This is a genomic window from Bacillus sp. D7-8, assembly GCF_052055895.1.
Classification (GTDB): Bacteria; Bacillota; Bacilli; order Bacillales; family Bacillaceae; genus Bacillus; species Bacillus velezensis.
This window is the reverse complement of the sequence record NZ_CP179922.1, coordinates 1,039,442-1,050,604: the sequence shown is the minus strand read 5'-3', so window position 1 is coordinate 1,050,604 and position 11,163 is coordinate 1,039,442. Positions and strand designations below refer to the sequence as shown.

14 protein-coding genes are annotated in these 11,163 nt (G+C 48.2%); 9 read left to right on the top strand and 5 right to left on the bottom strand.

The genetic code is table 11. From position 1 onward, the window contains the following. Nucleotides 1-20: 20 nt before the first annotated feature. The 5 genes from ACKTRM_RS05470 to ACKTRM_RS05450 all read left to right on the top strand — a co-directional run bounded on the left by ACKTRM_RS05470 (nucleotide 21) and on the right by ACKTRM_RS05450 (nucleotide 4,720). On the top strand, nucleotides 21-734 hold the full coding sequence (locus ACKTRM_RS05470; protein WP_012117249.1) for a DUF421 domain-containing protein: 714 nt from the start codon (nucleotides 21-23) through the stop codon (nucleotides 732-734). Nucleotides 735-802: 68 nt separating this feature from the next. Then, complete coding sequence (locus ACKTRM_RS05465; protein WP_012117248.1) at nucleotides 803-1,312, top strand: ferritin-like domain-containing protein; 510 nt, start codon at nucleotides 803-805, stop codon at nucleotides 1,310-1,312. A gap of 250 nt (nucleotides 1,313-1,562) precedes the next feature. Further along, nucleotides 1,563-2,183: a TetR/AcrR family transcriptional regulator gene (locus tag ACKTRM_RS05460; RefSeq protein WP_012117247.1), complete on the top strand. Its 621-nt coding sequence runs from the start codon at nucleotides 1,563-1,565 to the stop codon at nucleotides 2,181-2,183. A gap of 15 nt (nucleotides 2,184-2,198) precedes the next feature. Then, on the top strand, nucleotides 2,199-3,395 hold the full coding sequence (locus tag ACKTRM_RS05455; protein ID WP_012117246.1) for an MFS transporter: 1,197 nt from the start codon (nucleotides 2,199-2,201) through the stop codon (nucleotides 3,393-3,395). A 167-nt stretch (nucleotides 3,396-3,562) separates the two neighbouring features. After that, a complete protein-coding gene (locus tag ACKTRM_RS05450; RefSeq protein ID WP_012117245.1) occupies nucleotides 3,563-4,720 on the top strand; it encodes an AbrB family transcriptional regulator in 1,158 nt (385 codons plus the stop codon). 36 nt (nucleotides 4,721-4,756) lie between these two features. On the opposite strand, the gene ACKTRM_RS05445 is transcribed toward ACKTRM_RS05450, so the two are convergent. The 4 genes from ACKTRM_RS05445 to ACKTRM_RS05430 form a co-directional block, all read right to left on the bottom strand. Next, a complete protein-coding gene (locus ACKTRM_RS05445; protein ID WP_012117244.1) occupies nucleotides 4,757-5,278 on the bottom strand; it encodes a MarR family transcriptional regulator in 522 nt (173 codons plus the stop codon). Nucleotides 5,279-5,366: 88 nt separating this feature from the next. Next, on the bottom strand, nucleotides 5,367-6,845 hold the full coding sequence (locus tag ACKTRM_RS05440; protein WP_012117243.1) for a monooxygenase: 1,479 nt from the start codon (nucleotides 6,843-6,845) through the stop codon (nucleotides 5,367-5,369). Nucleotides 6,846-6,992: 147 nt separating this feature from the next. Further along, complete coding sequence (gene lepB, locus ACKTRM_RS05435) at nucleotides 6,993-7,508, bottom strand: signal peptidase I (protein ID WP_003155158.1); 516 nt, start codon at nucleotides 7,506-7,508, stop codon at nucleotides 6,993-6,995. Then, complete coding sequence (locus tag ACKTRM_RS05430) at nucleotides 7,505-8,131, bottom strand: TVP38/TMEM64 family protein (RefSeq protein WP_012117242.1); 627 nt, start codon at nucleotides 8,129-8,131, stop codon at nucleotides 7,505-7,507. The genes lepB and ACKTRM_RS05430 overlap by 4 nt, the downstream gene beginning before the upstream one ends. Nucleotides 8,132-8,283: 152 nt before the next feature. Here ACKTRM_RS05430 and ACKTRM_RS05425 point away from each other — a divergent pair, with 152 nt between their 5' ends. From ACKTRM_RS05425 to ACKTRM_RS05410, 4 genes are all read left to right on the top strand, one after another. Next, entirely contained in the window at nucleotides 8,284-8,643 is a 360-nt protein-coding gene (locus ACKTRM_RS05425) for a hypothetical protein (RefSeq protein WP_012117241.1), read from the top strand. A 120-nt stretch (nucleotides 8,644-8,763) separates the two neighbouring features. Beyond that, complete coding sequence (locus ACKTRM_RS05420) at nucleotides 8,764-8,964, top strand: DUF3311 domain-containing protein (RefSeq protein ID WP_007409181.1); 201 nt, start codon at nucleotides 8,764-8,766, stop codon at nucleotides 8,962-8,964. Further along, nucleotides 8,961-10,430, top strand: coding sequence for a sodium:solute symporter family protein (locus tag ACKTRM_RS05415; RefSeq protein ID WP_012117240.1), 1,470 nt, complete (start codon nucleotides 8,961-8,963; stop codon nucleotides 10,428-10,430). The genes ACKTRM_RS05420 and ACKTRM_RS05415 overlap by 4 nt, the downstream gene beginning before the upstream one ends. A 41-nt stretch (nucleotides 10,431-10,471) precedes the next feature. Then, on the top strand, nucleotides 10,472-10,807 hold the full coding sequence (locus ACKTRM_RS05410; RefSeq protein WP_012117239.1) for a YbjQ family protein: 336 nt from the start codon (nucleotides 10,472-10,474) through the stop codon (nucleotides 10,805-10,807). Between the two features lie 14 nt (nucleotides 10,808-10,821). Here ACKTRM_RS05410 and ACKTRM_RS05405 read toward each other — a convergent pair whose 3' ends face one another. Beyond that, nucleotides 10,822-11,091, bottom strand: a complete 270-nt coding sequence (locus tag ACKTRM_RS05405; protein ID WP_003155168.1) for an excalibur calcium-binding domain-containing protein — start codon at nucleotides 11,089-11,091, stop codon at nucleotides 10,822-10,824. Nucleotides 11,092-11,163: the final 72 nt, after the last annotated feature.

Sequence of the window (11,163 nt, the reverse complement as noted above, 5' to 3'; positions counted from 1 at the left end):
TAAAGAAAAAAGGACTAATGATGATGTCAGAATATCCCGAAGTAATTGTACGGACGGCTCTGTCGTTCAGCATTCTGTTTATCGGCGCCCGGATACTCGGTAAACAAACCATTTCACAGATGACGCTTTTTGATTTCATTGCGGCCATCTCGCTCGGCGCTATCACGGCAAATCTGTCGTTTAATACAAAGCTGCCGATTCATTATCATGTCATTGCCTACATTATTTTCGTGGCAATCATTTACCTTGTCGCATATCTTTCTATGAAAAACAGGGTCCTGAGGGGTTTCTTTGCAGGCAAACCGACCATTATCATTCAAAACGGTAAAATACTTGAGCATAATATGAAAACGATGCGTTATACCATCGACTACTTGAACCAGCAGCTGCGTGTAAATGACGTATTTGACATTTCTCAGGTTCAGACTGCCATCATTGAAACAAACGGCAGCATGTCAGTGGAGGTCAAACCGGAATTTGCGCCCGTTACAAGAAAGGATCTCGGCATCTTTGCCGGACATGAAAAGAACTTTGCCGTTGAGCTGATTATGGACGGCCGGCTGGTGATGAAGAATCTGGAAGAAAACCACGTATCGGAAAAATGGCTGAGAGAAGAATTGGACACGAGAAACCTCAAACCGGAAGACGTCGTATACGCTGTGCGCGGAAGCAACGGCCGGCTTTTTGTCGACACATACGACGACCATATTACATCGCCTCTAGATCAAGAATAAAAATGACATCCGCACATGTCACGGGCTGCCGTCGTATAATACCCTATAAACATCCGGGGGTGAGTCCAATGCACGAGAATTTTTTTCATTATACTGCCTTCTGCAGTGACGATTCTGTGCTTATCAAGGATCTGGTAAAATCCATAAACGGCGAATACAGCGCTGTGATTTGCTACTCAATATTAGCCGAAAAAGCGCCGACCGCAGAAATCAGAAGACGAATCGAACATATCAGAGAGGAAGAAGTGCGCCACCTGCACGCTTTCTCTTCACTGTATACGTCAATTACCGGAAAACAGTTGACGCCGAAACAGACGGAGCATTGTCCGCACACATACAGAGAAGGACTGAGGGCGGCGTTTTATGATGAGCAGAAAACGAATGATTTTTATTTGCAGGCATCCGATAGAGCGGTGCATCCGGAAGCGAAGCGGTTATTTGCCCGCACGGCATTTGACGAACAGCGTCATGCCGTCTGGTTTTTATACGATATGGCCCACTCTCCTTTCCACCATACAGGGGGAACGGTATCAAACGCGCCGAACACAAGCTACACCGAGGTGAATACCGGCAAATAACGGTTCAGGCAGATCACGCTCCCCCGCCGGGAGTCTTCAGACCGCTGACAAACCCCGTTCTTTCAACATGAGAGAATGGGGTTTACTTTTCAAGCCGTTTTATACTCCCTCTAAACAATGGATACCTTCTTCATTGTATAATCAGCAAAAACCCTTTATAATAAAATAAACCAACTGGTCGGTTTTAAACGAACCGAGCCCCGCTTTGCCGGGACAACGATATGAATGAGGCGGAAAGGATCTGTGTGAAGTGACAAATACAAAAGGCGGTGCCGGAAAGAGCGAAAAGACGAAGAACAGGCTCGTATCCGCTTCGCGTGACTTATTTGCAAAAAAAGGATATTCAGAAACATCGATTCGGGATATTTTAGAGGCGGCCGAAATCAGTAAAGGCAATCTATATCACCATTTTAAAGGAAAAGAGTTTCTGTTTCTTCATATCATGGAAGAGGATCACCGCGTGATGATCGAGACGTGGAGGGAAATGGAAGCTGATCTGAAAGATGCTGCCGAAAAACTGGCGGGCTTTGCGGAGCTGCTCAGCCGGATGAGCATCAATTACCCGCTTATGAGAGCAAGTGAAGAGTTTTATGCGAGTGCGTTTACGTCAGAGGAGGTCGTAAAGCGGCTCAACAAAATTGATATTGAATATGACGATGTGATGAGAGAGATCTTAGAAGAGGGAAATCAAGACGGCAGCTGGTCCATTCATCATGTCGAATCAAAAGTAAAAATCCTGCTATCCGTCTTCTACGGTTTAGATGTGTTATATAAAAACGATACCATTCAGCAAAGAATCGAATTGCAAAAAGAAGCCATCTCCGTGTTTATTCACGGGTCGATCAGCGCTGATAAACAGAATGACAGCTGACAAAGGAGAAACAACATGCAAAAACCGATCAGAGAACAAAAGGCTGTACTCATCATCTTATTAAGCAATATATTTATTGCGTTTTTAGGCATCGGATTGATCATTCCCGTTATGCCGCTGTTTATGAATGTGATGCACTTGACGGGCAGCACAATGGGATACCTTGTCGCTGCCTTCGCCGTTGCGCAGTTAATTGCATCCCCCATTGCGGGGAGATGGGTTGACCGCTTCGGCAGAAAAATCATGATTCTCGCCGGACTGTTTTTGTTCGCATTATCCGAACTGACCTTCGGATTGGGCACACATGTCTCCATTTTATATTTCGCAAGGGTGCTGGGGGGCATCAGTGCCGCTTTTATCATGCCCGCTGTTACAGCGTATGTCGCAGATATTACGACGGTGCAGGAAAGATCGAAGGCGATGGGCTATGTATCTGCCGCCATCAGCACAGGGTTTATCATCGGGCCCGGCATAGGAGGATTTATTGCCGATCACGGCGTTCGTATGCCGTTTTTCTTTGCGGCGGGAATTGCATTTATCGCAGTGATTTCCTCTGTCTTTATGCTGAAAGAGCCGTTAACTAAAGAAGAACGCGCAAAGCAGATGGAAAGCGTCAAAGAATCAACTTTCTTAAAAGATTTGAAAAAGTCGATTCATCCAAACTACTTGATCGCCTTTATCATCGTTTTTGTTTTGGCATTCGGACTGTCGGCGTACGAAACGGTATTCAGCTTATTTACAAACCATAAATTCGGCTTCACGCCAAAGGATATCGCCATTATTATTACGTTCAGCTCCATTGTGGCGGTCCTCATTCAAGTGCTCGCGTTCGGAAGACTTGTCAACTTCCTCGGGGAGAAAAAAGTCATTCAGCTTTGTCTGATCATCGGCGCTGTGCTGGCTTTCGTTTCTACGGTGATGTCAGGATTTTTGCCCGTGCTCGCTGTCACCTGCATCATTTTCCTTGCGTTTGATTTACTGCGCCCGGCACTGACTACTTATTTATCGAAAATCGCAGGAAATCAGCAGGGGTTTGTTGCCGGTATGAACTCAACATACACGAGTTTGGGCACTATTTTCGGCCCGGCTCTGGGCGGTATTTTATTTGATATGAATATTCACTTCCCGTTTCTATTCGCAGGTGTGGTTTTATTTCTCGGTCTGGGATTGACCTTTGTGTGGAAAGGAAAAGCAGGCGAGGTTTCGGAGTAGGGTGCACTCACCCATCTCCGGAGCTTTTTTTGCGTTTTCGATAAGAAAAACGAATGGATTATGAGAAATAATTCATTATTTATTTATCTCAAAATCTATACTATAGTAATAGTAAGGTTAACGAGCTTAACAATTTAATATGAATGTTTCAGGAAGAAGGGTTTTCATTGAAGAAAGACAAACATCTCCTTACGGATATCTGGTTTATTCTCATCAGTGCGGCAGGGGGGTTTCTTCTTTCGCTTACAGGGATGTCGATCGCCTGGATGCTCGGAACGCTGGCCGCCGGCTGCATCCTCTCCATGACGAGGCCCCGCTGGCTGTTCATGGCGCCTGACAGAAGAGGGATTCACCGCAGATGGCTTGCGGCGGGACAAATGATCCTCGGCATCGAACTCGGCCAGAAACTGAACCTGTCCGTTCTGTCGGTTTTACGGGAGCATTGGCTTCCGGTAGGCTTCATGCTGATTTTCTCTATCGTGATGGCGCTTGTTTCCGGATATGTGCTCTTTCGGTTCAGCCGGACGGACATGATGACAAGCTTTGTAGGCACGGCGCCGGGCGGTTTATCCGCCATGCCCGGTATCGCCCAGGAAGTCGGCGCAAACACCGCGATTGTAAGCCTTATTCAGCTGACGCGCGTCCTTTTGGTCGTCATGACAATACCGTTTCTCGTCATTTTCTTATTTACCAAACAAAACGGTGCGGCTCAGACATCAGCCGGAGCCGTTTCGGCAGGAGCTTCACATCCGGGCCTTACTCCCATCTTGTTAACGGCCGGATTTATTTTGGCTGCCTGGCTTGCAAGCAAAGGCGCAAAACGGCTGAAATTTCCCGCCCCTTGGCTGCTCGGCAGCATGATCGGCGTTGCTGCTGCGGAAATCGGCGTGTCCGCCTTGGCGGGCAAAGACATGCTGGCCTGGTGGCCGCCGGAAGCGAACCAGCTGTCACAAATTTTTCTCGGCGCCACAATCGGATCAAAAATGTACAAAAGCATGTTCACCGGCGTGGCGAGAGTGCTGACCGTCGGATTTATTTCTTCCGTCGGATTAATCGCCGCCATGATTCTGAGCGCGATTGCGGTTTCTAAATTAACGGGCATCTCCATGATTACATCTGTTCTCGCCTTTTCTCCCGGCGGGATCGCCGAGATGGCGGCGACTTCGATCACCCTGCACGAAGACTCGACTTTCGTCGTCGCGGTTCAGATCATCCGGATCGTTCTCGTCATCGCCATGCTTCCGCCCTTCTATCGGCTGCTGCACCACCTTTCTCAGCTGAAACGGGCACACGGCGAGAGAGGCCGGGCAGAAAGAGGAACATGATCCGAATAAAAAAACACGCATTCATATGCGTGTTTTTTATTTGAACAGCTCTCCGCCGCCATTTACAGACCGCCAGTTTGCTGAAAGATCACGGAACAGCCGTTCAGCAAATAACAGTTCTTCATCTGTATAGCGGTCTAAAAACGCCAAGAGCCGCTTTTTTATCAATTCATGATATTCATGATGAAGGGAATGCAGCTCTTTCCCGGCAGGAGTCAGCCGGAAATAGACTTCTTTTTTATTGTCGCTCAGCCGGGTCCTGCGCAGAAAGCCGGCTTCCAAAAACTTCGCGCAGCTTCTCGACACGGTCGGCTTTGTCGTCTTCATTTTTTCCGCTATTGACGTGACATTGATCGGTTCATGATCTCCGATACACGACAAAATGTGAATTTCCGTCAAGGTCAACTGTAATTTTTTTCCGTTTTCTTCACGGAGTTCGTCCATCCGTCCGGCCAACGACGCCCTGATGTCCTCCTGACACCTCTCCTGCTCGTGAAAAATATCTGTCAGCCCTTCAAGAATCATGTGTTTTGCATGGTCTGGCTGTCTTCTGTCCAACTGCTGAATCACCCTTCCGTATTGATTGTTTCTTTTACTATAACGTTTTGTTACACAAGAAACAATCACACAGGCGCATAAAAGGGTATCAGATGAATCCCCATCTCTCCAAACCGGCCAGAACAGCTTCTTCCGCTTCACGTCCCGAGCCGCCGGCTGCCCATGCCGCGTGGCCGTCCGGCCGGATTAAAACGGTGTGGACGTCATCCCAATCGGCACGTGTTTCAGCAAGCTCCGCCCTGACAGCTGCCACGCTGTCCGTATCAATACCGGCATGAATGCTCCCTCTTAATGATAAAAGCACAAAGGCGCCCTTATGAAGAAAATCATACAGCCGGGCCGGCCGCCCGTCATGAAGGGTCAATTCGATATCCGGCAGGCGTTTTCCGTTCAGGATATGCGGCGGCAGCTCCGCATCCGGTTCATAATGCAGATCAAGCGCGGATACTTTTCCCGCCAATAAACGGTTGGACTCCTGAAAATCCAGCAAAGCGGTCATCGTTTCTCTTAAAGCCATCCCCGACTCGGTAAAATCCATGAGCTTTATCTGGGTTTTTATATTGTGCAACACTTCTTTTCCTATGCTGTGCCTTTCCTGATGATAGCTGTCCAGAAGATAAGGCGCCGCTTTCCCCTTCATTTGCGCCGCCAGCTTCCAGCCGAGGTTGAAGGCATCCTGAAGCCCCGTGTTCAGCCCTTGGCCGCCTGCGGGAAAATGAATGTGCGCCGCATCACCGGCCACAAAAACCCGGCCTGATCGGTATTGTTCGGCCTGACGCTCGGCATTGCCGAACCGCGACATCCATACCGGATCACTCAATCCGAAATCAGTGCCGCATATCCGCCGCAGGTCTTCTTTCAGCTCATTTTCGGTGACCGGCTCTTCCTTCCGCTTTTGCGGAGCGTGCGGAGAAACGATGAGGACGCGGAAAAGTCCGTCCGTAAGAGGGACAATCACAACCGATCCCTCCAGGCGGCACGTTGAAAAAAAGGAAGATTCGGGCGGATGTTTCAAAGCGGCATCACAGAGGGTTCCTGTTAAGTCGGCATCAGTGCCCGAAAAAGCGATGCCCGCCTGTTTCCTGACAATGCTCCCCGCTCCGTCTGTACCCGCGGCATATAAGCTGTGAAGAGTGCGGATCCCGCTTTCGTCCCGGAACACCGTCTCCACTCCGTCATCCGTCTGGGTGACAGCCACCGCTTCCGCCCCGCGGATGATGTCTGCGCCGAGACTTGATGCATACTCCTCCAAAATCCGCTCCGTTTCTGCCTGAGGCAGCATTAACGAATAATTCTGCTTCGTATCCAGCCGAGAAAAATCCAGCCGTGTATCCAGCATGGAAAAATGGCCGGAAGACACCTTCGTCCCTTTTTCCAAAAAGCGTTCCAATATGCCTCTCATGGCAAAAAGCTCAAGTGTGCGCGGATGCATGATAAGCGCTTTGGAATATGGCACCGTCTTCTTCAATCGTTCAATAACAGTCGTTTTCACTCCGGCCAGCGCCAGTTCTGATGCAAGCATAAGCCCGACCGGACCTCCCCCGATAATGGCAGCCTGTGTTTTCATCTCATCAGCCCTCTTTCATATTTTTTGTTACATGGGTAACAAAATCACCAAAAAATAAAACGCCTCCTTTTTGTTTCGCGCGTAACAATTTTCATTATAGTCTTCCCTCTGCTTTTTTACAATCATTTCCGAAAAAAAAGACGCCGTTCACTTGGCGTCTGATTCACTGATAACTCCGACAATGTCTTTATCCTTAATCGGACCGAAATGACGGCTGTCGAGGCTGTATATGCGGTTGTCGCCAATAACAAAGTATTGTCCCTTCGGTATGCTTTTGCGCCCGGTCGTTTCCTTCAGCGTATAATCACCGGTCACATGGCTCCCGGCGGACAATGATGACTTTAACGGTTTTAAAAACGGTTCCGCCACCCGTTTTCCATTCACATACAGCTGATCCTCCCTGTATGCGATTGACTCGCCGGGGAGCCCGATGACACGTTTGATCAGCACTTTGCGGTGCGGGCCTTTAAACAGGACAATATCGAAACGGCGGATCGTTTTGTAACGATGGGAAAACTTGTTGACCATCAGCTCATTTCCTTGTTTAAAGGTCGGATTCATGCTGATTCCTTCGACTTTATAATCAATAAAAATGGCATTCTTTAATTGTATGGCCAAAACAACGATAAGCACGCCGGCTATAAACCAAAATCGTTTTTTCAAGATTCCTGTCTCCCTCCGTCTTTCTCATGCTGACTGATTCTCATCTGTAAACGCCGTTCGATATGCTTTCCGGCATACCACAGCACCGCGATCACCATTATGGCGCCCGCCATCCTGAAAGGCTGTGTCATGAGTGCGTGAAGATCATACCCGATAAAGCTGATCATAAAAATCATGACCATTTTCCCCATAGCGGCTGCTGAAATAAACTGCAGCGCCCCCACCCGTGACAGACCGGCAACGATATGAACCGCAGCGGACGGCGTAAAGGGGAAGCAAAGTAAAATAAACAGCGGACCGAAACCGTGCCGCTCAACCCAGAGCATCATCCGCCTTATGGTCTGATGCCTGCGGATGAAACCGAAAGCTCTTTTCTGTCCGAAACGGCGGACGGCATAAAACATCAGCATCGATCCTGCCGCAGACCCGAGCCATGACAGAAAAAAACCTTCCCACAAACCAAATGCATTCGTATTCGCCACCACAAATACAACGAGCGGCAAAAACGGAAGAAACGCTTCAATAAAAGGCAGTGCAGCCGCAGCCGCCGGGCCGAAAGCTCTATAGCTTTGGAACCATTCCGTCAGCTGTTCCTCAGTCAAATATGATAAAAATTGCTCCAACGTTTATACTCCTTAACGAGTTTGTCTATCCTTATTCTACACATTATCTCCAAAAAACGAAAATGTTTACGAGATTTTCCGACTTGAAATATCGTGTAAGCGAGTATAAAATAAGAACAAAGGTTCTCTTTTTTAAGAAAGAAGGAGTATTTATGCCTGACATCCGGAGCGGCACCCGCGATCTCATCGAAAAAGGGCTGTTTCTGCCCATGGCGGCTGCCATCCTGAACCGGGACCTCGAAGCGCTTGATTCGTGCCCGTTCAAATTAAAACAACCCTATAAACAGCTTATCAGCTGCTCTTTAAAATTAGCACAAAAGGATTTGAGTGATGTTCGAAAAGAGTTAAGAAAGCGTAAAATTAAAATATACGAAGCGGAAAGAGACGAAGCATTTACGCTTTATATATGCACCATTAACGGCTATGAAGAAAAACACCGTTATTTCAACCCGAGAATAAGGGAACAGGTAACTGCCTTATTAGAATATTACCTGTCTCTTGCGACCATTTAAAAAGCAGACGGGACTGCTTTTCCTTTTCAGCTGATAAATTTCAGACTATTCACACTATACATTCGACATGATTTTCTTTATAATCGGGACACGCTGTTTTCAATGAAAAGGAGGAATGTTATGAAACTGATTCATGTTCTCGCCGCCCTGCCCTTTTTCGGAATTCTCGCCGGCATTCCATTTGCCAACCGGGTGACGCCTTATGTTTTCGGAATGCCTTTCATTCTCGCGTATGTCGTCATCTGGGCGGTGCTGACTTCCGTTCTGATGGCCGCCGTTTACAAATTGGACAAAGAAAACAAGGCGGGTGAGGCGGAATGAACGCAGCATTTCCCGTAATGGCCGCCGTGCTCCTGTTTTGTGTATATCTCGGAATCCGGGCCCGAAAAGGAAAACATATGGACCTTGAACAATGGACGGTGGGCGGACGCGGCTTCGGCACGATGTTTGTCTTTTTATTAATGGCGGGAGAAATATACACGACCTTTACATTCCTCGGCGGAAGCGGATGGGCTTACGGAAAAGGAGGCCCCGCCTTTTATATTATCGCGTACGGCTGCCTTGCCTACATTTTGTCATATTGGCTTCTGCCAGCCGTGTGGACTTACGCCAAACAACACAAACTGATGTCGCAATCAGATTTTTTTATTTCAAAATACAACAGCTCGCTCCTCGGCATTCTCGTATCGCTCGTCGGCATCGCATCCCTCATACCCTATCTCGTCCTGCAGCTGAAAGGGCTCGGATTAATTGTTTCAGCAACGTCATACGGACAGATTCCGCCCTCAGCCGCTGTCTGGATCGGCGCTGTTTCCATCACGATTTATGTGATGATATCAGGAATCCACGGTTCAGCGTGGATATCAGTCGTTAAAGATATCATGATTTTAGGCATCGTCCTGTATTTAGGCATTTATCTGCCCATTCATTACTATGGCGGATTTACGGAGATGTTCAAACAAATTGACGCCGCAAAACCCGGTTTTCTCACGCTGCCGGAAACCGGACAGAGCGTTTCCTGGTTCAGCTCAACGGTTTTGCTGACCGCCCTCGGCTTTTATATGTGGCCCCATACATTTGCCGCTTCCTATTCGGCGGAGCATCCGCGGGTGTTTCGGAAAAACGCAATCATCATGCCTCTTTATCAGCTCGTCCTGCTGTTTGTCATCTTTACCGGATTTGCGGCGATTCTGCAGGTGCCCGGTTTAAAAGGGGCGGACACGGATCTCGCCTTATTAAAGCTGTCTGTGAAAACCTTTGATCCCTGGTTTGTCGGACTGATCGGATCGGCGGGCATCCTGACGGCGCTTGTACCCGGTTCAATGATATTAATGGCCTCAAGCACGCTGTTCGCCAAAAATGTGTACAAAGCCATTCTGCCCGGCACGACTGACGAAAAAGTCTCACGGCTCGCAAAATACGCCGTACCCGTCATCGCGCTGATATCCGTATATTTTACGCTGAAAGGCGGAAATACCATCGTCACCTTGCTTTTAATGGGCTACAGCCTTGTCACCCAGCTTTTCCCCGCCCTCTTATTCAGCCTGCCGAAGCGGCGTTTCATCACAAGCCACGGCGCTTTTGCCGGCATAACGGCCGGGGTCGGAACGGTGGCTTTCATTACGCTGACCGAATCAACCATCGGAACCCTCTTTCCGTTTCTTCCGCAGATCGTTAAGGATATGAATACAGGCATCATCGCACTGGTTCTGAACATTGCCGTCATGTTTGCAGTCAGCGCCGCAGTCAGAAAAAAACAAATCAGCGCAGCCGAAAAGGCGGCTTAAATGGTAAGATAGCGGTAAGATACACGAAAGGGGAAAAACGCATGATCATGACAACGACCGAAACCATCGCCGGAAAACAGATTACGGAAGTGAAAGGCTTGGTGACAAGCAGTATCGTCCAGTCCAGACACATCGGCAAAGACTTGCTTGCAGGCTTAAAATCTGTCGTCGGCGGCGAATTGAAAAGCTATACTGAAATGCTGGAAGACTCCAAAAAAGCGGTGAAAGAGCGGCTGATCAGAGAGGCGGAGCAGCTCGGAGCGAACGCCATCGTCGGCCTGCGGTTCGAACTGACCGCAGGACAGAACACATCCGAATTAATCGGATACGGAACCGCCGTCACCGCCGAATCCATTAAAAAAAACAAGCCTCTTTAAAGAGGCTTGTTTTTTTATTTCTCACATGCGATATAGTCTTTATCTCGGTCAAGTCTTTTATTTGCATTGTAAAGCGCTTTTGATACATACGGTTTGTACTTTGTTCTGCCGCCCTTGTTTTTCACTTTCGACGATTTGGCCACGCCGCCCTTATACACCTTATTCAGCGCCTTGCAGTTTTGATACGTTTTCACCTTTGTTTTCGCTTCTGCCGTCTGCCCCGCTCCGTATGAACATCCGAACACAAGACCGAAAGACAAAAGCACAGCTGCCGTCTTTTTCATTTCTATCCTATCCCCTCTCCTGAGTTAAGCGGTATTGCTGAACATATCATAGTTCAAATAATCTCCATTTAC

Excerpts from the sequence above, each read along its gene's own strand:
- ACKTRM_RS05470 (WP_012117249.1), top strand. The coding sequence starts at position 21 with ATGATGTCAGAATATCCCGAAGTAATTGTACGGACGGCTCTGTCGTTC.
- ACKTRM_RS05465 (WP_012117248.1), top strand. The coding sequence starts at position 803 with ATGCACGAGAATTTTTTTCATTATACTGCCTTCTGCAGTGACGATTCT.
- ACKTRM_RS05455 (WP_012117246.1), top strand. The coding sequence starts at position 2,199 with ATGCAAAAACCGATCAGAGAACAAAAGGCTGTACTCATCATCTTATTA.
- ACKTRM_RS05440 (WP_012117243.1), bottom strand. The coding sequence starts at position 6,845 with ATGAAAACACAGGCTGCCATTATCGGGGGAGGTCCGGTCGGGCTTATG.
- ACKTRM_RS05425 (WP_012117241.1), top strand. The coding sequence starts at position 8,284 with ATGCCTGACATCCGGAGCGGCACCCGCGATCTCATCGAAAAAGGGCTG.
- ACKTRM_RS05420 (WP_007409181.1), top strand. The coding sequence starts at position 8,764 with ATGAAACTGATTCATGTTCTCGCCGCCCTGCCCTTTTTCGGAATTCTC.
- ACKTRM_RS05415 (WP_012117240.1), top strand. The coding sequence starts at position 8,961 with ATGAACGCAGCATTTCCCGTAATGGCCGCCGTGCTCCTGTTTTGTGTA.
- ACKTRM_RS05410 (WP_012117239.1), top strand. The coding sequence starts at position 10,472 with ATGATCATGACAACGACCGAAACCATCGCCGGAAAACAGATTACGGAA.
- ACKTRM_RS05405 (WP_003155168.1), bottom strand. The coding sequence starts at position 11,091 with ATGAAAAAGACGGCAGCTGTGCTTTTGTCTTTCGGTCTTGTGTTCGGA.